This window comes from Sphingomonas sp. (assembly GCF_050725575.1).
Classification (GTDB): domain Bacteria; phylum Pseudomonadota; class Alphaproteobacteria; order Sphingomonadales; family Sphingomonadaceae; genus Sphingomonas.
This window is the reverse complement of the sequence record NZ_JBOHHW010000011.1, coordinates 17,793-43,981: the sequence shown is the minus strand read 5'-3', so window position 1 is coordinate 43,981 and position 26,189 is coordinate 17,793. Positions and strand designations below refer to the sequence as shown.

The window sequence follows — 26,189 nt, the reverse complement described above, 5'->3', positions numbered from 1 at the left end:
TCTTGTTCGCCCCGAAAACCCCGCTACGGTTTTCGGCAATGAAAAGACTCATCCTCGCGCTCGCCCTGCTCCTTGGGCCAACCTCCGTCACTGCCCAGGGCATCGTTTCATCCGCCGATCCGCGCGCCTCGGCCGCGGGGCAACAGATCTTGCGCGAGGGTGGCAGCGCCGCCGACGCGGCGATGGCGATGATGCTCGCGCTGACCGTGGTCGAGCCGCAATCGAGCGGCATCGGCGGCGGCGGCTTCCTGCTCCATCACGACGGTAAGACCGGCAAGCTCGAGACAATCAACGGGCGCGAAAAGGCACCGATGGCCGCCACGCCGGGGCGCTTCCTCGACGAGGACGGCAAGCCCCTGCCCTATTTCAGGGCAGTTCCCGGCGGCCTGTCGGTCGGCGTGCCCGGCAATGTCCGGCTGCTGGCGATGACTCATGCGAAATGGGGCAAATTGCCGTGGAAGGCGCTGTTTGCGCCGGCGATCAAGCTCGCCGAAGAGGGCTATCAGGTCACCAAGCCAATGGCCAATGGCATCGGATTTGTCAGCCAATATTGGGGCAAGTTCCCCGACACGGCGAAGCAATATCTCGACGCTGACGGCAAGCCGTTGACGATCGGCACGACGGTCAAAAATCCCAAGCTCGCCGCGATATTGCGCACGCTGGCGGATGAGGGGCCGGAAGCCTTCTATACCGGCGCCAATGCCGAAGAGATCGTCAGGGTCACGGCTGGCGCATCGACCAATCCGAGCGACATGACGCTGGCCGATCTGGCCGCCTATCAGGCGCAAGAACGTCCGCCGGTGTGCGGCAAGTATCGCAGCTACCGCATCTGCGGCATGGGCCCGCCCTCATCGGGCGCGACCACCGTGTTGCAGATCCTCGGCATGCTCGAGCGGTTCGACATGAAAAAGCTCGGCAAGGAGTCTCCCGTCGCCTGGCATTTGATCGGCGAGGCGATGCTGCTCGCCTATGCCGACCGCGAGAAATATCTCGGCGATCCCGATTTTGTCGACGTGCCGGTCGCCGGCCTGATCGATCCCGCCTATATCAAATCGCGCTCCAGGCTGATTTCAGCGAGCAAGTCGCTCGGCAGCTATGAAGCCGGCACGCCGCCGGGCGCCAAGCCCCGCACCGCCGCGGTCCAGAACGAAGTACCGAGTACGACGCATTTCGTCGCGGTCGACCGCAATGGCGACGTCGTCTCGATGACCTCGACCGTCGAAGGACCGTTCGGCAGCCAGCTGCTCGCCAATGGCTATGTTCTCAACAACGAGCTGACCGACTTCACCATGGCGCCGGAAAAGGACGGCATGCCCGTCGCCAACCGAGTCGAGCCGGGCAAGCGGCCGCTATCCTCGATGGCGCCGACCATGGTCTATGATGCAAAGGGCAAAGCGATCTTCACAGTCGGCGCGGCGGGCGGCAAGACGATCATCATGCAAGTGGCGAAGGCGCTGATCGCGCATCTCGACTGGAACGAATCGGCGCGTGATGCGATCGGTGAGGGCCTGATCTATTTTAACGGTGATGCGTTGGTCCTCGAACAGGGCACGGAGCGCGAAGCAATCAAGCCGGCGCTCGAAAAGCTCGGTCACAAGGTCAATATCGCCAAGCTTGGGCTGAAGGCCAATGCCGCCGAACTGACGACGTCGGGCTGGGTTGGTGCCGCCGATCCGCGCAGTGTCGGCGTGGCGCTCGGCGAGTAATTCACGCAGCTAATTTCGCGCAGCCGAATACGGCGCGCGCTCAGGAGAGACAGATGCGGACCCTCGAGCATTTCCCCAACCTCGTCACCATGTTCTTCACGCGCGCCGTGGAACAGGGCGACAAGCCATTCCTGTGGCACAAGGAGGAAGGCGGCTGGGTTCCGCTCAGCTGGCGCGAGGCGGCGGTACAGGTGGCGAGTCTGGCGCGCGCGCTGAAGGCGATCGGGTTGGAGCGCGGCGACCGGGTGATGCTGGTCTCCGAAAACCGCCCCGAATGGTGCCTGAGCGACCTCGCGATCATGGCGGCGGGATGCGTCACCGTGCCGACCTATGTCACCAATACCGAGCGCGACCATACGCACATCATCGAGAATAGTGGCGCCAGTGCGGTGATCGTTTCAACCGCGAAGCTCGCCAAGACGCTACTCCCCGCCGCAGTCCGGGCGACGGCCGCCAAGATCGTGATCGGCATCGAGGATATCCGCGTCGCCCAGTCCGGCGCGCTCGAATTCCACAACTGGGCCAGGCTGATCGCGGATCATGCCGCCGATCCGAAACAGATCGCGGCCGAGGCGACTTTCAAGCGCGAGGATCTCGCCTGCATCATCTACACCAGCGGCACCGGCGGCGCGCCGCGCGGCGTGATGCAGCATCACGGCGCGATCCTGCACAATGTGCAGGGCTGCACCACGATCATTTCGGAGGATTTCGGGTGGGACGAGGAGGTCTTCCTGTCCTTCCTGCCGCTCAGCCACGCCTATGAGCATACCGGCGGCCAGCATTTCCCGATCGGGCTGGGCGCGCAGATCTATTATTCCGAAGGGCTCGACAAGCTCGCCTCCAATATCGAGGAGACGCGGCCGACGATCATGGTCGTCGTCCCGCGCCTGTTCGAGGTGCTGCGCACCCGCATCTCCAAGGCGATCGAGAAGCAGGGCAAATTCTCCAACTATCTGCTCGACCGCGCGCTCGATGTCGGCACGAAATCCTATGAAGGGCGGATGAGCCTGAAGGACCGGGCGATGGACCTGGTGGTCAGGGCGACGATCAAGCCCAAGATCGGCAAGCGCTTCGGCGGGCGGATGAAGGCGATGGTGTCAGGCGGCGCGCCGCTGACCCCGGAGGTCGGCATCTTCTTCCAGTCGCTGGGGCTGACTTTCCTGCAGGGCTATGGCCAGACCGAGGCCGCGCCCGTCATCTCGTGCAACCGCCCCGCCGCGGGGCTGAAGATGGATACGGTCGGCCCGCCTTTGCCCGATACCGAAGTGCGTATCGCCGAGGATGGCGAGATCCTCGTCCGCGGCGAGCTTGTCATGCACGGTTACTGGCGCAACGAGGCAGAGACCGCGCGCGTGCTCAAGGACGGCTGGCTGCATACCGGCGATATCGGCCTGATCGACGAGAAGGGCCGGATCAAGATCACCGACCGCAAGAAGGATATCATCGTCAACGACAAGGGCGACAATGTCGCACCGCAAAAGGTCGAGGGCATGCTCACGCTGCAACCGGAGATTGTCCAGGCGATGATCTTCGGCGATCGCAAGCCCTATATGGTCGCGGTGCTGGTGCCCGATCCCGACTGGACGCAGGAATGGTGTGCCCGGAACGGCGACGCGTGCCAGTTCGAAAAGCTGGTCGAGAACAGCAGTTACCGCACCGCGCTCAGCGCCGCGGTGGAGCGCGTCAACAAGGATCTGTCGGTGATCGAGCGGGTGCGCCGCTATGTGATCGCCGACGGGCCGTTCACGATCGAGAATGAGCAGCTCACCCCGTCGCTGAAGATCCGACGGCATGTGCTTAAGGAAGTATACGGGCCGAGGCTGGATGCCCTGTACAAGGGATGACCTTCGCTTCCTCTGGCGCCTCCCCCGGCTAAGCCGGGGGAGGGTATCGGTTACCGTCCCACCGCCACCGGCTTCTTCTTGACCAGAGGCGGCTTGACCTCCGGCGCGGCCACGGCCGTCACCGTCGGCTTCAACACCAGTGGCTTGTCGGCCAGCGCCTTGGGCACAACCGCCATCGTCCAGTCCTTGTCGGGCTGCAGATATTTCTGCGCGGTTGCCTGCACATCGGCCGAGGTCACCCGCGCCAGATCGCGGAACAACCCACGCAGTGCCGCGATGCGGCGCTCGTCATACATCGAACCGGCGAGATAGTTCATCCAGAACTGGTTGCCGGTCGACGAGCGCAGGATCGACTGTTTCATCGGCGTCAATATGCGTTGCAGTTCGTCGTCGCTGATCGGATTGGCGACCAGGTCGGCAGCGATCTCGCGCGACATCTTGAAGAACAGCGCGACATTGTCGGGCGCAACCTGCCCGATCGCGAACAGGCGGCCACCGCCGCTCATCCCCACCGGCCATTGGCTCTGCACCGACGGCGAATAGCTCGCGCCGGCCTCGGAACGGAGCCGGTCGAACAGCCGGTCGCTCATGATCGCGGCGAGCACATCGAGATAGCGGCTCTCAGTGACTTGCTCGACCCCGCCGCCGGTCGGCCAGACGATCACGGCCGCGGCCTGGTTTTCGGGGCCGCCATGAGTCTTGATCAGCGGCGTCACATTATGGGCCGGGAAGCGCACCGGCGGCGCGACGCCGGTCGAGGCGGCGCGCGGCGGCAGAGCGCCAATGCTTTGCGCGACCGCCTTGATCGCCGCATCGGCATTGATGTCGCCGAACACCTGAACTTCGATCGGGCCGGTCGCAAGCAAGGGCTCCCATAATTTGCGCACATCCGCCGCGGTGGTCGCAAGGACCTCCTCACGGGTCGGCGTGCCCCAGCGCGGGTCGCCGTCATGGAGCAGCCCTTCCAGGTCACGCGACAGTACGCCGTCGGGCGATGCGTCGAAGCCGTTATAGCCGGCAAGCACCAGCGATTTGGCCCGCGCGACCGGGTTGGGATCCCAGCCCGGTGCTGCCATCCGCGCCGCCATCAGCCGCAACTGATCGGCCAGGTCGGTCGGCGAGGTCATCGCATCATAGCTGAACGCATCGTCGTCAATGTCGAAATCGAGTCCGATGCGGCGGCCGGCGGTGAGCTGCTCGACATCGCCCTGCTTGAGCGTCCCGATGCCGCCTGCAACGAGCGAGAGCTCACCGGCCCAGGCGGGTGACTCGCGGTCGGCGGGCAAGGCATTATAGCCGCCACCGAACCGCACCCGGACATAGACGCGAGTCGATTCCGACGGGCTGGTACGCAGCATCAGCCGCACGCCGTTCGAGAACACCACTTTCTCGATATCCATATCGGAGATCTTCTCGCGGCTGACGACCGTGCCGGGCTTGCCGAGCCTGGGCAGTTTGGAGAAATCGACCTTGGCCTGGGCATTGCGCTTGCCGGCGAGCCCGCCGACATCGGCCTTGAGCGCCGCCGCCAGCTTGGTCGCCGCTCCTTCATCGGGAGTACGGATATTGATCAGCGCGCGGGTCGCGTCGCCGGTGAAGATGCGCTTGGTCGATGCCAGCACCGTCGCCGGCGTGAACATCTTCTTCTTCTCGGCATCCTTCAGCACGGTATAGATCGTCGCCGGCGCGGCAACCGTTTCGCGGATATCCACCGCGCTGACCATGTCGTCGGCCTGCGACGCCCCGGCCTCGGCGCGCTGCGTCTCGACTCGAGTCCGCATCACCGTGTCGAAATCGGCCAGCTCGCGTGTCACCTCGGCATCGCTCGGCGGCGTGGTCTGAGCATCGGCGATCACTGCGCGCACATCCTTCAGCGCCGCCTCCCAATCATCGCCGATCGGCAGGATATTGACGAAGGTGCCGCTGGCGGACCGGGAAACGTCATCAGTGCTGACATCGGCCTGGATGAAGCTGCCTCCGGCGCGTGCGCGCGTTTCGAGGCGACGGCTGATGACGCGCGCCGCGATCGAATCAACCAGCCGGTTCTGGTTCATCAGGATCGTATCGTCCTGATATTTCCACGGCCGCAAAACGGCCATGGCGACGATCGGCGGCAGGCTCGGCTCGACGATCACCGCGGTTCCCGGCTGGTTCGCTTCCGGCTTGCCGAAATCGGGATCGGCGGGTTTCGGGCCATTGCCCTGCCAGCCGGAAAAATTCTTCACGACAAGCCGTTCGAACAGGGCTGGATCGAGATCGCCCGAAATCACCACCACCGCGCGTTCGGGGCGATACCAGCGATCGTGGAACAATTTGACGCCCTCGGCGGTCGCTGCCTCCAGCGTCTTGATCGTGCCGATCGGCGAGCGATCGGCCAGCGGCTGTCCGGCAAAGAAGGTCGCCAGGCGCGCATCGCCGAAACGGACCTGCGGCCCCGGCGCTTCGCGCTGTTCGGCGAGCACGGCGGGGCGTTCGGCATTGAGTGCCGCAGTGGTGATGTTGGGCTTGTCGACCATGCCTGCCAGCACCTTCAGGCTCTCGTCGAGGCCCGCCTCGGTGGCGCTGGGAAGGTCGAGCTTGAACACCGTCTGGGTCGGTGTGGTCTGTGCATTGGTGTCCGACCCGAACGTGGCGCCGAAGCGCTGCCAGATCCGTTTCGCCTCACCATCGGGCACATATTCCGAACCGCGGAACGACAGATGTTCGATCAGATGCGCAAAGCCGCGCTCGCCATCGGTTTCCATCAGCGACCCGGCATCGATCCGCACCCGGATCGCCACCTGGCCCGGCGGCACACCGTTACGCCGCACGGCATAGCGCAATCCATTGAGAAGCGTGCCGAATCGCCATTCCGGATCGGGCGGAATGTCGCTGCCCTTGTAGAGCCAGGCAGAACGATCCACATTTTGTGTCGGCGCCGGAACGTCTACGGTAGGAACGACGTTCTGGCCGCTGGCGGGCAGCGTCAGACCGAGCAGGAGGGCGGAAATCAGCGGGAAACGCGTCACGCGCAGAAGAGCAAGCATGGGAGCGACCCTAGCCGCGTTCTCCGGCGACCGCCAGATGCCCGTTCTCAAGGTACGCAAAAGGACACAAAGCGCCATCATTTCGACCAACACGACCGTTACGCCCCGCCGAACCGAAGCGATAAGGGGGCGTACGTCGCTGCGGCGCAGCATAGGGAAATCTGGGCCGGTTGAGCACCCGCCCGCACGAAGGCGAGTATGTCAGTGATTACAAAAACCAAAGCGGTGGCCACCGCATTATGGCCTAAATCGGGCGAGGCCGACGATCATCGCACCATTCGCGTCCCCGATCTGAACGTCATTTCGGGCGCCCCGGCGCCGGGCGCGAAGCTCGAAGCGGACCCCAACCGGCCTTTCATCATCCGATTCGGCAAGCATTTGCGTGGTGTGTTCGATCGGCTGATCGCGTCGTCCTCACTGGTCTCCAATGATCCGATACTCGACGTGCGGGATTTCGCCTGGACCGCGATCCTGCGCGACAATTGGGAGACGATCCGCGACGAAGCGATCGAAGTCGCGCTGCAGGGACAGGCGTCGCCGAGCCTGGCAACCATCTCGCCCGATCACCGCGCGATTGCGCAGGTGAACATGTGGCGGTCCTTCTTCCTGTGGGGCTATGGTTTCCCGATCGAGGACAATCTCGCACGCTGCCCGAAGACGCAGGCGATCGTCGAGCAGATCCCGGGGCTGAACAGTGCCTTCTTCTCGATCCTCGCTCCGGGCACCCATATTCCGGATCATCGCGGTGTGACCAAGGGCCTGATCACCTGCCATCTCGGCCTGATCGTGCCGACCGACGGCGATGTCCGGATGCGCGTCGATGACCGCATCGTGCGTTGGTCGGAAGGGGAAACCCTGGTCTTCGACGACACCTATCAGCACGAAGTATGGAACGACACCAACGGCACGCGCGTGGTCCTGCTGGTGCAATTCGAGCGCCCCTTGCGTCAGCCCGGCCGCTGGATCGCCGACACGTTCCTCAAGGTCGTGCGCAAATCCGCCTTCGTGCAGGAAGCGCGCGACAATATCGCGAGCTGGAACGACGCGATGAAGAAGATGGACGTTTAAGACCTTTCTCCCCTCCCGCATGCGGGAGGGGAATTGGTCTGTTTCCAACTCCCGTCTTGATCCGTCCCCATCGCCACGCCACATGCACATGATGCTAATCGAAACCGAAACGACGCCCAACCCCGCGACGCTCAAATTCCTTCCCGGCCGCGCCGTGATGGAAGCCGGCACGCGCGACTTCGCCACCCCCGAAGAGGCCGAAGCCTCGCCGCTGGCCGAACAGTTGTTCAACCTTGGCGATGTGACCGGTGTCTTTTTCGGTAGCGACTTCATTTCCGTCACTGCGGCGCCCGGCGTCGAATGGTCGCAGCTGAAGCCCGATGTGCTCGGCCTGCTGCTCGACCATTTCTCCGCCGCAATGCCGTTGTTCCGTCCCGGCAATGCCGGCGGGATCAGCGTCCCCTCGGCCGAGGAGAGCTTCGCGGAGAATCCCGAAGACGCCGATATCGTCGCGCAGATCAAGGAATTGATCGATACCCGCGTGCGCCCCGCCGTCGCCAATGACGGTGGCGATATCATTTATCGCGGCTTCGACCAGGGCAAAGTCTTCCTCAAGATGCAGGGCGCCTGTGCCGGCTGCCCGTCATCGACTGCGACCCTGAAGAACGGGATCGAGCAATTGCTCAAATATTATGTTCCCGAGGTCACTGAAGTCCGCGCGGTCTGATCCGCTTTTTATTTCACTACCCTGATCTTTTCCACGAGGTTCTGCCATGGCCGAGAAGCTGTCCGATGCAGCGCTCGATACGATCTTCCGTACCGCGCGCACCTATAGCGGCTATACCGATCAGACGGTCTCCGAGGCCGAGCTTCACGCGATCTGGGACCTGATGAAATGGGGGCCGACATCGGCCAACCAGCTTCCGGCACGCCTGGTATGGTGTGTGAGCGATGCGGCAAAGGCAAAGCTTGCCGCATGCAGTTCGGCGCAGAATGCGCCGAAGATTCTCAAGGCGCCGGTCAGCGTCGTGATTGGCATGGACCAGAATTTCCACGATCATCTGCCGGAGTTCTTCCCGCACGTTGACGCGCGGCCATGGTTTGCCGATGCCGACCTCCGCGCCGTCTCGGCGATGCGCAACTCCACGCTGCAGGGCGCCTATTTCATCATCGCTGCTCGCGCGCTGGGCCTGGACACTGGCCCGATGTCGGGTTTCGACAATGCCAAGGTCGATGCCGCCTTCTTCGCCGATACGCCGAATGTGCGGTCGAACTTCATCGCGACGCTCGGGCATGGCGACCCGGCGAGCATCTTCGAACGCCTGCCGCGCCCGGCGTTCGAGAAGTTCAACACGATTGCCTGACTTGATTTCCCGCTCCCCGACAGGGAGAGGGCGTTGATGCGAACTCTCGTGATCGAAACCGCCACTGCCGCCTGCTCGGTAGCCCTGATCGAGACGGGGACCGATTCAGATACGGTGATCGCGTCGCGCCATGAGGTGGTCGGCCGTGGCCATGCCGAGCGGTTGATACCGATGATTGCCGAGCTGCCGGACGGCGGGCGTGCGGGCCGCATCCTGGTCGATTGCGGCCCGGGCAGCTTCACCGGCGTGCGGGTCGGCATCGCCGCCGCCCGCGGCCTTGCCTTTGGCTGGCAGGCAGAGGTGCACGGCTTCTCCTCGCTGCCGCTGATCGCCGCCGCCGGCTTTGCCGCGAAACCCGGCTTCGACTCGCTTGCCGTGGTTCTCGAAGGCGGGCATGGCGAAGTCTTCATGCAGGTCTTTCATGCTTCGCTCACACCCGTCGGCGCCTTCAGTTCGCTGAAGCCCGCAGCCGCTCTTGCCGCAATCGACGGACGTCATGCGATCGGCAACGGCATCCGCTGGCTTGCCGCGCTCGACCCCGCGCTCGATGCGACTGAGGCGCTGCCCGATGCCGCCAGCGCCGTCCTTTTGCCGGCCGCCCTCACGTCTCTCCCGCCGCGCCCGATCTACGGCCGAGCGCCCGATGCGAAACCACAGGCCGCATGAGCAGCGTGCTGACGATGATCGAATTGCGCAGCGGCGGCACCGCCGATCTTCCCATGGTCGAGTCGCTGATGACCGAGGCGTTCGACCCGAGATTCGGCGAAGCATGGACCCGCGGCCAGTGCCTTGGGATCATGGCGCTGCCCGGCGTCTGGCTGACCATCGCCTCGATCGACAAAAAGCCGGTCGGCTTCGCGCTGTCGCGGCAGATTCTCGATGAAGCCGAGCTGCTGCTGCTCGCGACCGCGCCGGCGAGTCGCCGCAAAGGTGTCGCAGCGGCATTGCTGCGCTCGGTAATTACTGAAGCGCGGGAAAAAAATGCGTTAAAACTGCATCTTGAGGTACGCGAGGGCAATGACGCGATCAAGCTTTACCGCGCCTCGGGCTTCACTAAGGTCGGGGAACGTCGCGCTTACTATCGCGGCAATGCCGGCCAGACCTTTGATGCTTTTACGTTTCGTCGCGAATTGCCGTAATTTAACTTATTCAGCTTGCTTTTACTGCTTGCACTGAACCTTCCAAAAGACGATAGGCCCAATTTGGTTGCGTCGTAATGCAGCTATAATATGGGTCGGAAGGACGACAATGGATATCAATAACGATCTGCAGGAAACCCTGATCACGCTGACGGCGGATATTGTCGCGGCACATGTCAGCAACAACAGCGTTGCGGTTTCGGATCTGCCGGTCCTCATCGCCAATGTGCATGGCGCACTCTCCGGGCTTGGCACGCCGGTCGCGGTTCCCGAAGTGAAGCAGGAGCCTGCAGTTTCGATCCGTTCGTCGATCAAGCCGGACTATATTGTCTGCCTCGAAGACGGCAAGAAGCTGAAGATGCTCAAGCGCCATCTGATGACGCATTATCAGATGACCCCGGAACAGTATCGCGCCAAGTGGAACCTCCCCGCCGACTATCCGATGGTCGCGCCGAGCTATGCCGAACAGCGTCGTACGCTGGCCAAGAAGATTGGCCTCGGCACCAAGCGTCGCAAGACCCGGTAAGTCTCCCCCGGTTCGTCCGGTAGGGAAAAAATTAAGGGCGGTCGGCTTGTTGCGAGTCGATCGCCCTTTATCAATAAGACCGAAGCGCCTACATTGGCTGCATGGCTCGCAAGATCGATCTCGAAGCGCTGTGCAATGAAAAAGGCCTGCGCATAACCGAACAACGCCGCGTCATCGCACGCGTTCTGTCGGAGGCCGAAGACCATCCCGATGTGGAGAAGGTCTATGAGCGCGCCTCACAGATCGATCCGGGCATCTCGATCGCCACCGTCTATCGCACCGTGCGCCTGTTCGAAGAGGCCGGCATTCTCGACCGCCATGATTTCGGTGATGGCCGTGCACGCTACGAACCCGCACCCGAGGCGCATCATGACCATCTGATCGATGTCGAAACCGGCAAGGTAATCGAGTTCGTCGACCCCGAACTCGAGCAACTGCAAAAGGCGATCGCGGAACGGCTCGGCTTCCGTCTGGTCGATCATCGCATGGAACTCTACGGCGTTTCGCTCGACCGCAAGGTCTAGGTTTTGAGCGGCCTCAGCCCCGCGGCGCGTGCCGAAGCTGCGGCCGGCAATCCACCCCCGATCGATGCGGCCGGCTACGTCCGGATTACGCTGCGCGCGACGGGGCTGGTACTCGCGCTGCTGCTCACGGTGCCGCTCCATTATCTCTGGCGGTTTCTCCGCATCGGCTCACCCTGGCCGAAGATATTTCTCGGCTGGGCCGCGCGGCTGGCCGGCGCCCGCGTCGAACGTGTCGGTGTACCGCTCAAGCGCGACGTCTTCTACATTTCCAATCATCTCAGCTGGATCGATATCCTGGCCATCGCCGGACAGAGCGGCACCGCCTTTGTCGCCAAGCAGGAAATCCGTGCCGCGCCGGTGGTCGGCTGGCTGTCGACCCTCAACCGCACCGTGTTCGTCAAGCGCGAGAACCGGCTTGGCGTGGCCGAACAGATCAACCAGCTACGCGATGCGCTGACGGATAACTGGTCGGTCACCGTCTTCCCGGAAGGAACGACCACCGATGGTCAATCGCTGCTTCCCTTCAAGACGCCGATGCTCCGCGTGCTCGAACCGCCCCCACCGGCAGTACTCGTCCAGCCTGTGCTGCTCGATTATGGCGCCGTCGCCGAGGAAATCGGCTGGATTGGCGTGGAAAGCGGCGTGAACAATGCCAAGCGCATCCTGTCGCGCCCGGGCAGTTTTCGCATGAAAGTGCATTTCCTGGAGCCGTTCCACCCACGCGACTTCCCCGGCCGCAAGGCAATTGCAGCGGAGAGCCGGTTGCGAATCGAGGCGGCTTTGGTCGAGGTGCTGGGCAAACCGCTGCGTCCCTTCGCCTATGCGGTCGAGGCGGTGAGATTCGCCCCCTCGGACACCTGATCCTCCCCGTTTCGGGGAGGATTGGTTTCAGACGCCACACGGCCTATAGGCGCGCGATCATGAAGACAGCCCCCAAGACCTTTGCCGTCAAATCCTTCGGCTGTCAGATGAACGTCTATGACGGCGACCGAATGAGCGAACTCATGTCGGCACAGGGGCTGACCGCGACCGATCCAGACCAGGCCGATTTGATCGTCCTCAACACCTGCCATATCCGCGAGCGCGCGACGGAGAAGGTCTATTCGGACATTGGCCGGATTCGCAAGCACGCCATGGCCAAGCACGGCAAGAACCCGATGATCGCCATCGCCGGCTGCGTCGCGCAGGCCGAGGGCGAGGAAATCGTCCGCCGGGCGAAGGTCGATGTCGTGGTCGGACCACAAGCCTATCACAATCTGCCTGGCCTGGTCGCCAAAGCCGCACGCGGCGAAAGCGCGCTCGACACCGGCATGCCAGTCGAGATGAAGTTCGGCCATCTACCCGCACGTCGCCGGGTCCCGCCCTCGGCGTTCCTGACGGTGCAGGAAGGGTGCGACAAATTCTGCACCTATTGCGTCGTCCCCTATACGCGCGGCGCCGAGGTCAGCCGCCCCTGGGCGCATATCGTCGACGAGGCCAAGGCGCTGGTCGAGGCCGGCGCCAGGGAGATCACCCTGCTCGGCCAGAACGTCAATGCCTGGGAAGGCGAGGACGCCGCCGGCGCCCGCGGCGGTCTCGACGCGCTGATCCGTGCGCTCGATCGGATCGAGGGGCTGAAGCGCATTCGCTATACCACCAGCCACCCCAACGACATGCGCGAAGGACTGATCCGCGCCCATGCCGAGGTCGAAAAGCTGATGCCGTTCCTGCACCTGCCAGTTCAGGCGGGCAGCGACCGCATCCTGAAAGCGATGAACCGCAGTCACACGCGCGATTCCTATCTGCGCCTGCTTGACCGTGTCCGCGCGGTGCGACCCGATATCGCGCTGTCCGGCGACTTCATCGTCGGTTTCCCTGGCGAAACCGATGCCGATTTTGCTGAGACGCTGAGCCTTGTCGATTCAGTCGCTTACGCCCAGGCCTTCAGCTTCAAATACAGCCCGCGCCCCGGCACGCCGGCGGCCGATATGGCCGGTCAGGTCCCGGCCGAGGTGATGGACGAACGGCTGCAACGATTGCAGGCAGCGCTCAACCGCGATCAGGAGGCATTCAATACCGCCACTGTCGGGCGGAGATGCGACGTGCTGCTTGAACGCAAGGGCAAATTGCCGGGCCAATTGATCGGCAAGTCGCCCTGGTTGCAATCGGTGCATTTGATCAGCGATGCGGTAATCGGCGATCTCGTCGAGGTAGAGATCGCTTCGGCCGGAGCGAACTCGGTTGCAGGCACGGAGCGACTGCCGGTCGCCGCCTAGAGTTTGATCCAGCTGGGCTGAAGCGCGGCGCCGGTTTCCTGGATCAAACTCTAAAGAACCTCCTGTTGCTCGTTTCGCACACAAGGAGGGCGGAAAGCGGGCGAGCAATATTCCCCCTGTCCTCCCGCTCTCCGCTCTGCCAAACTCCGCGTCGGATGCAGCAGACTCGCCCCTTCGAGCTTCCCGGCGGAACCAACCGCCCCGGCGTCCTGTTCGACCCGCGATCCAGCCAGCACCGGGACGCGCTATTGCGTCCATTGTTCATCCTCCGACCTGAAGGAACCGCATGAGCCGCAAGCCTGTCCCCGCCCAGTCCGGTGATCGCAGCCGCACAGAGGTCGTGTTCGACAAGCCGCAACTCATGGCTCAGCTTTTCGGGGAGTTCGACCAGAATTTGCTGCTGCTGGAGAGCCGGCTTGGCGTCTATATCACCGCACGCGGCAATCGCGTCGGTCTCGAGGGTCGTGCCGAGGCGGTGGCCGAGGCGCGCGATGTCCTGCAGGGACTCTATAATCGTATCGTGCGCGGCGAACGGGTCGATCCCGGCCTGATCGACGCAGTGATCGCCATGTCCGCGGAACCGACGCTTGCCGGGATCATCGCGGCTGATGCCGGCGGTGCGCCGCAAGTGATGATCCGCACGCGCAAGAAGACGATCGTGCCGCGCACCATCGCGCAGCAGCATTATATGCGCGAGCTGCTCAACCATGACATCATCTTCGCGCTCGGGCCGGCAGGCACCGGCAAGACCTATATCGCTGTTGCGCAGGCTGTGGCGCAGCTGATCACCGGCAGCGTGCAGCGACTGATCCTGTCGCGTCCGGCGGTGGAGGCGGGTGAGAAGCTTGGCTTCCTGCCGGGCGACATGAAGGAGAAGGTCGATCCTTATCTCCGCCCGCTATATGACGCGCTCAACGACTGCCTGCCCGCCGAGCAGGTCGAGCGCCGCATCGCATCGGGCGAGATTGAGATCGCGCCGATCGCTTTCATGCGTGGCCGCACACTCGCAGACGCCTTCATCATTCTCGACGAAGCGCAGAACACCACGCCGGCGCAGATGAAGATGTTCCTCACCCGCTTTGGCGAGAATAGCCGCATGGTGGTATGCGGCGATCCCAAGCAGACCGACCTTCCCGGCGGGATGAATGCTTCGGGACTCAATGACGCAGTTGGGCGGCTTGAGGGTGTCGAAGGCCTGTCGATCTGCCGCTTCGGCGCGGGCGATGTTGTTCGCCATCCGATCGTCGGGCGCATCGTCGAGGCCTATGAGGGCGTCGATGCTTGAGACCGCGCTTTCGCAGGAGGAGTCCTGGCCGGACTCTACTGACTGGGAAGCGCTCGCTCAGCGTGCGGCGACCGCCGCAATCGAGCGCACGATTCATGGCGATTTGCTGACCTCAGCCGCGCTGATCGAGATTTCGGTTCGCCTGACCACCGACGAGGAAGTCCGCACGCTCAACGCCCAGTATCGCGACAAGGACAAGCCGACCAACGTCCTGAGCTTTCCGATGGTACAGGCCGATCTGCTCGACACGATCAGCCAGAATTCGGACGATGGCGAAGTATTGCTTGGTGATATCGTTCTCGCTTACGGCGTTTGCGCAACAGAGGCGGCCGAGAAAGGCATTTCGACCGAGAATCACGCCACGCATCTGATCGTGCATGGTACGCTGCATTTGCTGGGCTATGATCACATCGAAGATCATGAGGCCGACGCGATGGAGAGTATCGAGATCGATACACTTGCGTCACTCGGCCTGCCCGACCCTTATCTGATACGCGAGGACTGAACGACCACTATGCCCGAGGGCCAAAGTACCACCCACGCCGGAGACGCCGGTACCAATGAAGGCAGCATATGGCGCTCGCTGCGCGCCTTGATTTTCGGTGAGTCGGGCGATGATTCGCTCCGCCACCAGCTCGAAGAAGCGATCGACGCACATGAGGACGATCCGGCGCCCGACGCCAAGGGCGACCTCTCGCCGCTCGAACGGACCATGGTGCGCAACCTGCTCCATTTCGGCGAACGTGATGCCGGCGATGTCGGCGTGCCGCGCGCCGACATCATTGCGGTCGAAGAGCAGACCTCCTTTGCCGACTTGGTCAAATTGTTCGCCGAGGCTGGCCATAGCCGCCTGCCGGTCTATCGCGAGAAACTCGATACGATCATCGGCATGGTCCATATCAAGGATGTGTTCGCGATCCTGGCGACCGGCGCACCGCATCCGGAAAAACTGGAAAGTCTGATCCGTCAGCCGCTGTTCGTGCCGATGTCGCGCGGCGTGCTCGACCTGCTCGCCGATATGCGCGCCAGCCGCGTGCATCTGGCCGTCGTGCTCGACGAATATTTCGGCACCGAGGGCCTGGTCACGATCGAGGATTTGATCGAGGAAATCGTCGGCGATATCGAGGATGAGCATGACGACGCACCCGAGGCGCTGATCGTGCCGCTCGACGGCGGTGCGTGGGATGTCGACGGCCGTGCCGAGCTCGAGGATATCGGTGAGACAATCGACAAGCGGCTGGCCGAGGTCGACGAGGATATCGACACGCTTGCCGGCCTGGCCGCGCTGATCGCCGGTCATGTCCCGCAGGCGGGTGCGTGCCTGTCGCATGAGAGCGGCTGGAAGCTCGAAGTGGTCGAAGCGGATACGCGCCGCGTGACCAAGCTCAGGCTGCATCCTCCACAGCCTGAGTCGGAGGAGAGCACCTCCTGACATCGGTCACAGTGCCCCCCTGTGATTGCCCCCTGTGATCGTCCTGCCCGATCACTGACTTCGCGATTTAATGTTTCTCCGATCACTGGCGCTCGGCTACCCCTGTGCGGGACGACGATAACCTGAAAACTTAGGAGACGACGATGGATAGCAAGACCAGCGGCTGCCCGGTGACCGGAAGCCCCCTAAGTGATCAATCCAAGGAGTCGCGCGCGCTCCGGACTCTGCTCGGTCGGACCAGCCGCGACTGGTGGCCGAATCAGCTCTCGCTGGACATCCTCCAGCAGAACGGCCTGTCGGGCGACCCGATGGGCGATGATTTCGACTATGCCAAGGAATTCAAGTCGCTCGATTATGCCGCGGTCAAGCGTGACCTGACGGCATTGATGACCGACAGCCAGTCCTGGTGGCCGGCGGATTATGGGCATTATGGCCCGTTTTTCATCCGCATGGCATGGCACAGCGCCGGCACTTACCGCAGCGGCGATGGCCGCGGCGGCGCCTCATCCGGCTCGCAGCGCTTCGCGCCGCTCAACTCCTGGCCGGATAACGGCAATCTCGACAAGGCGCGTCGCCTGCTCTGGCCGATCAAGCAGAAATATGGCCGCAAGCTCAGCTGGGCTGATCTGCTGATCCTCGCCGGCAATGTCGCGATCGAATCGATGGGTGGACCGGTGTTCGGCTTCGGCGGCGGCCGCGCCGACGTGTTCGAACCGGAGAAGGACATTTATTGGGGCACCGAAGAAGAATGGGTCGGCCAGACCCGCATTGACGAGCAGGCCGGCATGGCGCTCGAAGAGCCGCTGGCGGCGATCCAGATGGGCCTGATCTACGTCAATCCCGAAGGGCCGGGCGGCAATCCCGACCCGGTGCAATCGGGTCGCGACATTCGCGAAACCTTCAAGCGCATGGGCATGAATGACGAGGAAACCGCTGCGCTCACCGCCGGTGGCCATACTTTCGGCAAGGCGCATGGTGCGGGCGACGCGTCGCTGGTCGGCGTCGAGCCGGAGGGCGCCGACATCGCCACCCAGGGGCTTGGCTGGATCTCGAACCATGAGAGCGGCATGGGCGACCATACGATCACCAGCGGCATCGAAGGCGCGTGGACCCCAACGCCCATCACATGGGACATGAGCTATTTCGATATGCTGCTCGACCATGAGTATGAACTGGTGAAGAGCCCGGCAGGCGCGAACCAGTGGCAGCCGGTCGGCAATCCGGCGGAAACGCTGGCACCGGGCGCGCACAGCCCGGACCGGCGTGTGCCGACGATGATGACCACTGCCGATATGGCGATGAAGGTGGACCCGGCGTACCGCGCGATATCCGAGCGGTTCCGCGCAGATCCCGCTTATTTCGCCGATACCTTTGCTCGCGCCTGGTTCAAACTGTGCCACCGCGACATGGGCCCTAAGGCGCGCTATCTCGGCCCCGACGTGCCGGCGGAAGATCTGATCTGGCAGGATCCGATCCCCAAGGCAGATCATGCCACGATCGAGGTGGGCGACGTGGCCGGACTCAAGGCGAAGATCCTCGCTTCGGGCCTGTCGGTTGCCGAACTGGTGACGACTGCCTGGGCTTCGGCCTCGACCTATCGCGGTTCGGACCATCGCGGCGGGGCGAATGGCGGCCGGATACGGCTGGCGCCGCAGAAGAACTGGGCGGTCAATGAGCCCGAGAAGCTCGCCAGGGTGCTTGGTGTCTATGAAGGCATCAAGAGCGACTTCGATGGTGGTGCGGGCGGCAGGAAGGTCAGCATCGCCGACCTGATCGTGCTCGGCGGCACCGCTGCGGTCGAAAAGGCCGCAGCCGATGCGGGGCACAGGATCGAGGTGCCGTTCACGCCAGGCCGCACCGACGCGTCGCAGGAACAGACCGATATCGAAAACTTCGATGTGCTCGAACCCAAGGCGGACGGCTTCCGCAACTATCTCTCGGTCCGCTTCAGCGTGCCGACCGAGGAGCTGCTGGTCGATCGCTCGCAATTGCTTGGGTTGAGCGCACCGGAAATGGCCGTGCTGCTCGGCGGCTTGCGCGTGCTCGGCGCCAATCATGGCGGCTCTAAGCACGGCGTGCTTACCGACCGCCCGAGTCAGCTCACCAACGACTTCTTCGTCAATCTGCTCGACATGGGCACGGCGTGGAAGGAAATCGACGAAGCGGGCGATGAAGAGTTTGCGGGCACCGACCGCAAGACCGACCAGCAGAGATGGACCGCGACACGCACCGATCTGGTTTTCGGCTCAAATTCGCAGTTGCGCGCACTGTCCGAGGTCTATGCCTCAGCCGATGCGGGCGAGAAGTTCGTCAAGGACTTCGCCGCAGCCTGGATCAAGGTGATGAACGCCGACCGGTACGACCTCGCCTGAGGATTGCGCCGACACCATAACAGGTTCCCCGAGCACATCGCTCGGCCGGCCGCCGGCGTCCCCCTCGTCGGCGGCCTTTTTGTGTGTGTTCGGCTCGGCACGCTGGAATTTGGCACACCGAGCGACCCAGCTATCCATTTCATGGATAGCTGAACAGGAATTTGCCCGATATGGTCGATACCAGAAATCATGGGAAATCCAATCAACCTATTGTTATACTTGTATAATCACGATATTTTACTCGATCGATAGCCTGGCTCGCCCGCCTCGCACCGGGATATGGCACAATGGGTGTCCCATATCTCCCGGAACCCCTCTCCGCGGCGCTCTCGTCGGCGGCGATTCAACCAGCGCGCAGGATCGGGCACGTCATCCGGCACGCTCTTTCTTATTGTCGAAACAGGATTGCCCGCGCGCATGAAGCGCGCCGGATAAATGCTCCGTGCCTGAGGGTCGGGGCTTCCTTTGCTCCCTGGTCCGGGGTAACCTTATCTCATGCGCAAACATATCCTCATCGTCACCGGCCTGATCCTCCTCGCGGTGGCAGGCTTCTGGTTCTGGATCAGCCAGCCCGATGAGGCGCAGTTGTCCGTCGCCGCCGTCTCCGGCGAAAAGCCCAAGATCACGGCGCCGCGCGTGCAGATGATCCCGACGATCGGCGTCGCGGATGCGGTCGGCTGGCCCAAGGGCGCAAAGCCGACGCCCGCCGCCGGCCTGACCGTCGGCGCTTTTGCCGCCGGGCTGGACCATCCGCGCTGGCTTTATCGCTTGCCCAATGGCGACGTGCTGGTTGCCGAAACCAATTCCCCGCCGCGTCCGAAGAGCGGCATCACCAGCGTGGTGATGGGTTTCCTGATGGGTAAGGCGGGCGCCGGCGTGCCGTCGCCCAACCGCATCACCCTGCTTCGCGACAGCGACGGCGACGGCGTGGCGGAAAGCCGCTCGATATTCCTGACCGGACTCAACTCGCCGTTCGGCATGGCCGTGATGGGCGACTGGCTCTATGTCGGCAACACCGATGCGCTGGTCCGCTTCCCGTTCAAGGTCGGCGAAACGAAGATTACCGCCAAGCCCGAAACAATCGTTAAGCTGCCCGGCGGCGGCAATCACTGGGCGCGCAACGTCCTTGCCGCCGAGGACGGCAAGACGCTGTACGTGGCGGTTGGATCGTCGAGCAACATCGCCGAAAACGGCATCGAGGCGGAGAAGTACCGCGCCAACATCCTGCAGGTCTTTCCCGAAGCAAAGACCTTCCGCATTTATGCGGCCGGCCTGCGCAACCCCAACGGCTTGGCGCTAGAGCCGCATTCGAAGCGGCTTTGGACGACGGTCAATGAACGCGACATGCTCGGCTCCGACCTCGCACCCGACTATATGAGCCAAGTCGAATTCGGCGATCATTTCGGCTGGCCCTGGTATTATTGGGGTGGCTATCCCGACAAGCGAGTCGATCCGCCCAACCCGGCGCTGCAGCAATATTCCAAACGCCCCGACTATGCGCTCGGGCCCCATACCGCCTCGCTCGGCCTCGCTTTCGCCAGTGATGCCAAGCTTGGCGCGAATTTCGCCAATGGTGCGTTTGTCGGTCAGCACGGATCGTGGAACCGCAAACCCGTGTCGGGCTACAAGGTCATCTATGTGCCGTTCGCGGACAATGGCTATCCGGTGAAGGGCGCCAAGCCAGTCGATGTGCTTGGCGGCTTCCTCAATGCCAAGGGCGAGGCGCAGGGCCGCCCGGTCGGCGTCATCACTGACAAGACCGGCGCGCTGCTGGTCGCGGACGATGTCGGCAATACGATCTGGCGCGTGGCCGCGGGCAAGTGACCTGCGGCGCGCCCTGAAACGGTAGCGGTAAACGAAAACGGGCTGCGCACTCCCCCCGAAGCGCACAGCCCGCCTTAAGTCGCTGCGGTTATCCGCGCGACACCCTCCCCCGTAACCCGTTGATCCGGCTGTCTGAAGCGCGCCGATCCATCGATCCCCGACGTGCGTATATCTTGTTGGGCTCCACCGATAGTTTACGGTAAAGCATCAGCTACCCATATTGGGTATCACGGCCATATCGGCCCTATTCGGGAATACCTGCCTTGAGCGACCGGGTCGTCACCAATCCTGTGAAAATGGCCGAAAACTGGCGCATCGCGATGATGTCGATCTGTAACCAGTTCCTCACCGCGCACCGCATCTTTACCGGCCCGCGAAACCTGAATCCGACCGAGTTGATCATCTATCTGACCATCTCTGTCGCCAATGTGCAGAAACTGATGCGTGAACGCAGCATCCCGGGGGAATATGCCGCCACCGCGATTCTCCCGCGCGAATGGGTCGTACCGATTTCGCGCAACGCCATCGCCTCGGCCAGCGGTCTGCCGCGTGAAACGGTACGCCGCCACGTCGGCCGCATGATCGAAAGCGGCCTGCTGATCGAGGACGAACGCGGCGGCGTGACCCCGCCGCCCGGCGTGATCCAGAATCTCGGACTCGAGCCGCTGCTCGAAGCACTGATGACCGAATTCGCACGCACCACCGAAGCGTTGCTGCGCATCGGTGCGATCGAGATACATTCCGACTAGCACTACGCGCTGATTCCCTCAGATTTCCGAATGCCGGCCTGCTCATCGATTGTCGGGTTGACAGAGGCTCGTTCTCATAATAACCATTTGGTTATTGAACTATAGAGTTATACAGATGACAGCTGACGAACGCCTCGACGCCACGTTCACTGCGCTTGCTGATCCGACCAGGCGCGCGATACTCGCCCGGCTGGCTCAGGGCGAGGCGACGGTGGCCGAACTCGCCGCCCCCTTCGCGATGAGCCAGCCGGCCATTTCCAAGCATCTCAAGATGCTGGAACGCGCCGGCCTGGTCGCCGGTGCAATCGATGCCCAGCGCCGGCCGCGGCAGATCGTCGGCGCGCCGATGGCCGAGGCGGTCGGCTGGCTCGAACAATATCGGCGGATCTGGGAACGGAATTACGCCCGCCTCGACTCGCTGCTCGAGGAGCTGAAGTCACTGGAAAACCAAGCTAAGAAAGGAAAACCGCAATGAACCGCCTGGAACTGGTCGCCAATGGCGACCGCGAAATCATTATGACCCGCATCTTCGACGCGCCGCCGCATCTGGTGTTCGATGCGCTGACCATCCCCGCTTTGCTGAAGCGCTGGCTCAAGGGTCCGGATGGCTGGTCGCTCGAAACCTGCGATATCGATCTGCGCGTCGGCGGCGCCTATCGCTATGTGTGGAAGAACGATGACGGCACCGAAATGGGCATGGGCGGGACCTATCGCGAGATCGCACGGCCCGAACGCATCAGCCAGACCGAGATGTTCGACGGCAACTGGACTGGCGGCGAAGCGATCAGCACTGCCGCGCTCGAACCGTTCGGCGATCGCACCCGGCTGACCACCACCGTCCTCTATGCCTCGCCTGAATCGCGCGATGGCGCGATCCAGTCGAACATGGAGGCCGGCATTACCGCCAGCTATGCCCGGCTCGACACGGTCCTGGGCGACGAGCAGAAGGAGCAGGCACAATGACCGCCGCAACCGCCGCCGCGCCGCGCAGCATTGGCCGCAGCGTCCTCGCGATTGTCGCTGGCCTCGCTTTCAGCGTGCTGCTTGCGCTGGGGATCGACATGATCCTCCATGCGCTGCAGGTCTTCCCGCCCTGGGACCAACCCATGACCGAGACCAGTGATGCCGCTCTCGCTTTCTCCTATCGCGCGGTAATCGCCATCGGCAGCGGCTATCTCGCCGCACGGCTCGCCCCGTCGGCGCCGATGAAACATGCGATCATCCTTGGCATGATCGGCATGACGCTGGCGACGCTCGGACTGATCGGCGCCGTGACGATGAAGATGGGGCCGCTCTGGTATCCCGCCGCGCTGGTGATCACTGCCCTGCCCCTGGCCTGGATCGGCGGCGCACTCGCGCACCGCCGCGCCTGAAGGCCTATCAGACTATTCCAGCAGCTTTGGCGCTTCCTTGGCCAGCTTGGCCCTGATCTTGTCGGCGAACAGCGACAGGAAGGGCGGCAAGTCGATCGTCGCGCGGACATAGGTATCGAACAACTCGAGTCGGCTCGCTACCTTCTGGCCCATTGCCTGGACGGTGAAGTGCATCGTCTCCCCTTCCCAGCGATGATCGACGACTGCCCCGCCGGGGAACATGCCAGCAAGCTTGCCGATGCCTTTGTCGAGCCGTTCGCGCACCTCGGTACGACCATGTTTATGCGGGATATCGAGAGTGATGGGTTGAGCCATGCCCGCTTCCTTACGTCGCGAAGATCATCGCGTCATCGGCAAATGCTTTGAATTCGAGCGCGTTGCCGCTGGGATCGCGAAAGAACATCGTCGCCTGTTCACCCGGCTGCCCCTTGAAGCGGATATGCGGTGCGATGCCGAACCGGATGCCCGCCGCCGCGACACGTCCGGCCAGCGCTTCCCAGTCGACCATGGTCAGCACGACCCCGAAATGCGGCACCGGCACATCATGCCCGTCGACAGGATTGGTCACCGCAACGGGTTTAGCGGCTGGATCGAGATGCGCAACGATCTGATGCCCGAACAGATCGAAATCGATCCACGCGTCGCTGCTGCGCCCTTCGGGGCAGCCCATCACTTCGCCGTAGAAATGCCGCGCGGCGATCAGGTCATGGACGGGAAAGGCGAGATGAAAGGGGCGAAGCGTCATCGTGATATAATGCACTCCCAAGCCTAATTCGTCACCCCGCACTTGTTCCAGGGTCCGCCGTTCCGCATAGGCTGCGATCGGAGCCCTTGAGGTTCGGTGGATGCCGGGACAATCCGGCATGACGGGTGAGAACTGCCGGTGCTCGATAAACAGATTCAGGCCGTAAAACGCTACCCCCTTCTCCTGTCGCTCGCTCTGGGTGCGCTTGCCGCCACGGGCTTCGCGCCACTCATCTGGTGGCCGGTCACGCTTGTCTGCTTCGCCCTGTGGATGCAGCTGGCCCATGATGCACCGACCCTGAAACAGGCACTGCTGCGCGGTTGGATCTTCGGTGTCGCGCATTTCACCATTGGCAACAACTGGATCCAGCGCGCCTTCACCTATCAGGACGCAATGCCGCACTGGCTCGGCTATCTCGCGGTCATCCTCCTGTCGCTTTATCTCGCGCTCTATCCGGCGATCGCCGCGGGGCTCGCCTGGCGCTTCGCCAGTCCGCGTTCGGTCGGCGATGATCGCACCACAGCGGGCGGTGGCTTCATGTTCGTCTTCGCTGTGGCATGGATCGCGACCGAATGGCTGCGCGGCACGATGTTCACTGGCTATCCTTGGAATCCGCTGTCGGAGATCTGGCTGCCAATCCCTCCGCTCGCCGCGATCGGTCGGCTGGTCGGCACTTATGCCCTGTCGGGCCTGACGGTCGTTGTTGCCGGATCCCTGCTCCTGCTGGCGCAGCGCCGCTGGCGGCTTGCCGCGGGCACCGCGCTTGCCGGGCTAGTGCTGGCACTGGGCTCGCTCGCTCCGGCACAGGTCATGTCGACGGCCGATACCGCGCCCCGCATTCGGGTGATCCAGCCCAATCTCGATCAGGAAGAGCGCCCGCGCGACGATTATGCCGAGCAAAATCTGCTGGCAATTGAAGCGCTTAGCGGTATGCCCGGCCCGGCACCCCGGCTGATCGTCTGGCCCGAAGGCGCGCTGCGCTTCTTCATCGAGGACGGCTATCCGGCCGCCACCTATTGGCGCGCCGATCCTTTAGTCACACGCCGGCGCATCGCCTCACGACTCGGACCGAACGATATCGTCCTGGCAGGCGGCAACGCGCTGAAGTTCGATGCGCAGGACAATGTCACCGCCGGTACCAATTCGGTCTTCGCAATCGATTCGCGCGCAAGAATCCTTGGACGCTACGACAAGGCGCACCTCGTACCGTGGGGCGAATATCTGCCGATGCGCCCGATCATGTCGGCGATCGGCCTGTCGCGGCTCGTGCCGGGCGATTTCGATTTTGACCCCGGCCGGGCGGCCGGCGGCTTTGCCCTGCCCGGCTTCGGCAATGTCGGATTCCAGATCTGCTATGAAATGATCTTCTCCGGCGAGACGGTCGATCGCCACCATCGCCCCGCCTTCATCTTCAACCCCTCGAACGACAGCTGGTATGGCAGTTGGGGCCCGGTCCAGCACCTCGCCCAGGCGCGGATGCGTGCGATCGAGGAGGGGCTGCCGATCATCCGCGCAACGCCGACCGGTATTTCCGCGATCATCGACGCCAATGGAACCTTACTGGCAACAGTGCCGCCGCACCGCGCCGGCGCGATCGAATTGCCGATCCCGCCGCCGCAGGCACCGACCCTGTTCGCGCGGGTCGGCAATCTCATGGCCTTCATCACTGCCATGGTGATGCTGCTGTTCGCCGTTGCCATCAGGCGATGGTCCCGCTAGTGGCCATCATATAAGGAAAGCTTTATATGCGGTTCCGTCAGCGGAGCCGCGCAGCCCGAGGGTAGATTGATGCGCGCTTCGTTTCTCTTCACGTCCGAATCGGTTTCGGAAGGTCACCCCGACAAGGTCGCTGACCAGATTTCGGATTCGGTCGTCGACCTGTTCCTGTCCAAGGATCCCTATGCGCGCGTCGCGTGCGAAACCCTGACCACCACCAACCTGGTCGTGCTGGCCGGCGAAATCCGCTGCAAGGGCGTGTTCGAGAATGGCGAATGGGCGCCCGGCGCGCTCGACGAGATCGAGGCCACAGTCCGCGCGACAGTGAAGCGCATCGGTTACGAGCAGGACCAGTTCCACTGGAACACGTTCGAATTCATCAATCGCCTGCACGGCCAGTCAGCGCATATCGCGATGGGTGTCGATGAAAGCGGCAACAAGGACGAAGGCGCCGGCGATCAGGGCATCATGTTCGGTTATGCCACCGACGAGACGCCGGATCTGCTGCCCGCCACGCTCTATTATTCGCACCGCATTCTCGAGCAGCTCGCGCATGACCGCCACAACAAGGTCGTGCCGTTCCTTGAACCCGACGCGAAGAGCCAGGTGACGCTCGCATACGAGAATGAAGTGCCGGTCCGCGCCACCGCGCTGGTCGTCTCGACTCAGCATGCGCCGGGCTATTTCTTCCATAACAATGAAGGCGATCCGGCCAAGTACAAGGAACTGCGCGACTATGTCGTCGGCGTGTTCGACAGCGTGCTGCCCGAAGGCTTCATCACCGATGAGACCGCGATCTACGTCAACCCGACCGGTCGGTTCGAAATCGGCGGCCCGGACGGCGACGCCGGTGTCACCGGCCGCAAGATCATCGTCGACACGTACGGCGGCGCTGCACCGCATGGCGGCGGCGCTTTCTCCGGCAAGGATCCGACCAAGGTCGATCGCTCGGCCGCGTATGTCGCACGCTATCTGGCAAAGAATGTCGTCGCGGCTGGCCTTGCGCGCCGCTGCACGATCCAGCTGAGTTATGCGATCGGCATTGCCGAGCCGCTGTCGGTCTATGTCGACACGCATGGCACCGGCACGGTTTCCGAAGCGAAGCTCGAAGAGGTGCTGCCGCAGCTCGTTCGGCTGACTCCCAAGGGAATCCGCGAGCATCTCAAGCTCAATGCGCCAATCTATCAGAAGACCGCCGCCTACGGGCATTTCGGGCGCGCGCCCGAGGGCGAGTATTTCACCTGGGAAAAGACCGACCTGGTCGATCGGCTCAAGGCAGCAATCGCTTAGGAAAGAGCAAC

The 26,189-nt window shown here is 63.1% G+C and carries 25 protein-coding genes; 22 read left to right on the top strand and 3 right to left on the bottom strand.

Going from position 1 to position 26,189, the window contains the following annotated elements:
• Positions 1-38: 38 nt before the first annotated feature.
• Positions 39-1,706 carry a gamma-glutamyltransferase gene (ggt, locus tag ACRECS_RS09895; RefSeq protein ID WP_431582794.1) on the top strand — a complete coding sequence of 556 codons (1,668 nt, stop codon included), beginning with the start codon at positions 39-41 and terminating at the stop codon, positions 1,704-1,706.
• A 53-nt stretch (positions 1,707-1,759) separates the two neighbouring features.
• Positions 1,760-3,550: an AMP-dependent synthetase/ligase gene (locus tag ACRECS_RS09890; protein ID WP_431582793.1), complete on the top strand. Its 1,791-nt coding sequence runs from the start codon at positions 1,760-1,762 to the stop codon at positions 3,548-3,550.
• Positions 3,551-3,600: 50 nt separating this feature from the next.
• On the opposite strand, the gene ACRECS_RS09885 is transcribed toward ACRECS_RS09890, so the two are convergent.
• Complete coding sequence (locus ACRECS_RS09885; protein ID WP_431582792.1) at positions 3,601-6,576, bottom strand: M16 family metallopeptidase; 2,976 nt, start codon at positions 6,574-6,576, stop codon at positions 3,601-3,603.
• Positions 6,577-6,774: 198 nt separating this feature from the next.
• Between ACRECS_RS09885 and ACRECS_RS09880 the strand changes: the two genes are divergently transcribed.
• The 18 genes from ACRECS_RS09880 (at position 6,775) to ACRECS_RS09795 (ending at position 22,427) form a co-directional block, all read left to right on the top strand.
• The gene (locus ACRECS_RS09880) at positions 6,775-7,644 is read left to right on the top strand and encodes an aspartyl/asparaginyl beta-hydroxylase domain-containing protein (RefSeq protein ID WP_431582791.1); all 870 of its coding nucleotides are present in this window, start codon (positions 6,775-6,777) and stop codon (positions 7,642-7,644) included.
• Between the two features lie 91 nt (positions 7,645-7,735).
• Positions 7,736-8,311, top strand: coding sequence for a NifU family protein (locus tag ACRECS_RS09875; RefSeq protein ID WP_431582873.1), 576 nt, complete (start codon positions 7,736-7,738; stop codon positions 8,309-8,311).
• Positions 8,312-8,357: 46 nt separating this feature from the next.
• Positions 8,358-8,948: a malonic semialdehyde reductase gene (locus ACRECS_RS09870; protein WP_431582790.1), complete on the top strand. Its 591-nt coding sequence runs from the start codon at positions 8,358-8,360 to the stop codon at positions 8,946-8,948.
• A 36-nt stretch (positions 8,949-8,984) separates the two neighbouring features.
• On the top strand, positions 8,985-9,614 hold the full coding sequence (tsaB, locus tag ACRECS_RS09865) for a tRNA (adenosine(37)-N6)-threonylcarbamoyltransferase complex dimerization subunit type 1 TsaB (protein ID WP_431582789.1): 630 nt from the start codon (positions 8,985-8,987) through the stop codon (positions 9,612-9,614).
• Positions 9,611-10,087, top strand: coding sequence for a GNAT family N-acetyltransferase (locus tag ACRECS_RS09860; RefSeq protein ID WP_431582788.1), 477 nt, complete (start codon positions 9,611-9,613; stop codon positions 10,085-10,087). Before tsaB ends, ACRECS_RS09860 begins: the two co-directional genes overlap by 4 nt.
• Before the next feature lie 109 nt (positions 10,088-10,196).
• Entirely contained in the window at positions 10,197-10,613 is a 417-nt protein-coding gene (locus ACRECS_RS09855) for a MucR family transcriptional regulator (protein WP_431582787.1), read from the top strand.
• Positions 10,614-10,714: 101 nt separating this feature from the next.
• Complete coding sequence (locus ACRECS_RS09850; protein ID WP_034157230.1) at positions 10,715-11,137, top strand: Fur family transcriptional regulator; 423 nt, start codon at positions 10,715-10,717, stop codon at positions 11,135-11,137.
• Positions 11,138-11,140: 3 nt separating this feature from the next.
• Entirely contained in the window at positions 11,141-11,998 is an 858-nt protein-coding gene (locus ACRECS_RS09845; RefSeq protein WP_431582786.1) for a lysophospholipid acyltransferase family protein, read from the top strand.
• 59 nt (positions 11,999-12,057) lie between these two features.
• Positions 12,058-13,392, top strand: coding sequence for a tRNA (N6-isopentenyl adenosine(37)-C2)-methylthiotransferase MiaB (gene miaB, locus ACRECS_RS09840; RefSeq protein WP_431582785.1), 1,335 nt, complete (start codon positions 12,058-12,060; stop codon positions 13,390-13,392).
• Between the two features lie 286 nt (positions 13,393-13,678).
• Positions 13,679-14,677, top strand: a complete 999-nt coding sequence (locus tag ACRECS_RS09835) for a PhoH family protein (protein ID WP_187760117.1) — start codon at positions 13,679-13,681, stop codon at positions 14,675-14,677.
• Entirely contained in the window at positions 14,670-15,182 is a 513-nt protein-coding gene (ybeY, locus tag ACRECS_RS09830) for an rRNA maturation RNase YbeY (protein WP_431582784.1), read from the top strand. Before ACRECS_RS09835 ends, ybeY begins: the two co-directional genes overlap by 8 nt.
• Positions 15,183-15,191: 9 nt before the next feature.
• Positions 15,192-16,109, top strand: a complete 918-nt coding sequence (locus ACRECS_RS09825; protein WP_431582783.1) for a hemolysin family protein — start codon at positions 15,192-15,194, stop codon at positions 16,107-16,109.
• Between the two features lie 143 nt (positions 16,110-16,252).
• Positions 16,253-18,481 carry a catalase/peroxidase HPI gene (gene katG / locus ACRECS_RS09820; protein WP_431582782.1) on the top strand — a complete coding sequence of 743 codons (2,229 nt, stop codon included), beginning with the start codon at positions 16,253-16,255 and terminating at the stop codon, positions 18,479-18,481.
• 495 nt (positions 18,482-18,976) lie between these two features.
• The gene (locus tag ACRECS_RS09815) at positions 18,977-20,305 is read left to right on the top strand and encodes a PQQ-dependent sugar dehydrogenase (protein ID WP_431582781.1); all 1,329 of its coding nucleotides are present in this window, start codon (positions 18,977-18,979) and stop codon (positions 20,303-20,305) included.
• Between the two features lie 263 nt (positions 20,306-20,568).
• On the top strand, positions 20,569-21,054 hold the full coding sequence (locus tag ACRECS_RS09810) for a hypothetical protein (RefSeq protein WP_431582780.1): 486 nt from the start codon (positions 20,569-20,571) through the stop codon (positions 21,052-21,054).
• A gap of 115 nt (positions 21,055-21,169) precedes the next feature.
• A complete protein-coding gene (locus tag ACRECS_RS09805) occupies positions 21,170-21,529 on the top strand; it encodes an ArsR/SmtB family transcription factor (protein ID WP_431582779.1) in 360 nt (119 codons plus the stop codon).
• Positions 21,526-22,017, top strand: coding sequence for an SRPBCC family protein (locus tag ACRECS_RS09800; protein WP_431582778.1), 492 nt, complete (start codon positions 21,526-21,528; stop codon positions 22,015-22,017). Before ACRECS_RS09805 ends, ACRECS_RS09800 begins: the two co-directional genes overlap by 4 nt.
• Positions 22,014-22,427 carry a hypothetical protein gene (locus ACRECS_RS09795; protein ID WP_431582777.1) on the top strand — a complete coding sequence of 138 codons (414 nt, stop codon included), beginning with the start codon at positions 22,014-22,016 and terminating at the stop codon, positions 22,425-22,427. Before ACRECS_RS09800 ends, ACRECS_RS09795 begins: the two co-directional genes overlap by 4 nt.
• Positions 22,428-22,439: 12 nt before the next feature.
• Here the strand turns inward: ACRECS_RS09795 and ACRECS_RS09790 are convergent, their stop codons facing one another.
• Together ACRECS_RS09790 and ACRECS_RS09785 are read right to left on the bottom strand one after the other, a co-directional pair.
• Complete coding sequence (locus ACRECS_RS09790; RefSeq protein WP_431582776.1) at positions 22,440-22,742, bottom strand: polyhydroxyalkanoic acid system family protein; 303 nt, start codon at positions 22,740-22,742, stop codon at positions 22,440-22,442.
• 10 nt (positions 22,743-22,752) lie between these two features.
• On the bottom strand, positions 22,753-23,172 hold the full coding sequence (locus tag ACRECS_RS09785; protein ID WP_431582775.1) for a VOC family protein: 420 nt from the start codon (positions 23,170-23,172) through the stop codon (positions 22,753-22,755).
• A 138-nt stretch (positions 23,173-23,310) separates the two neighbouring features.
• Here ACRECS_RS09785 and lnt point away from each other — a divergent pair, with 138 nt between their 5' ends.
• Together lnt and metK are read left to right on the top strand one after the other, a co-directional pair.
• Entirely contained in the window at positions 23,311-24,891 is a 1,581-nt protein-coding gene (gene lnt / locus ACRECS_RS09780) for an apolipoprotein N-acyltransferase (RefSeq protein WP_431582774.1), read from the top strand.
• Positions 24,892-24,960: 69 nt separating this feature from the next.
• On the top strand, positions 24,961-26,178 hold the full coding sequence (gene metK / locus ACRECS_RS09775) for a methionine adenosyltransferase (RefSeq protein ID WP_431582773.1): 1,218 nt from the start codon (positions 24,961-24,963) through the stop codon (positions 26,176-26,178).
• Positions 26,179-26,189: the final 11 nt, after the last annotated feature.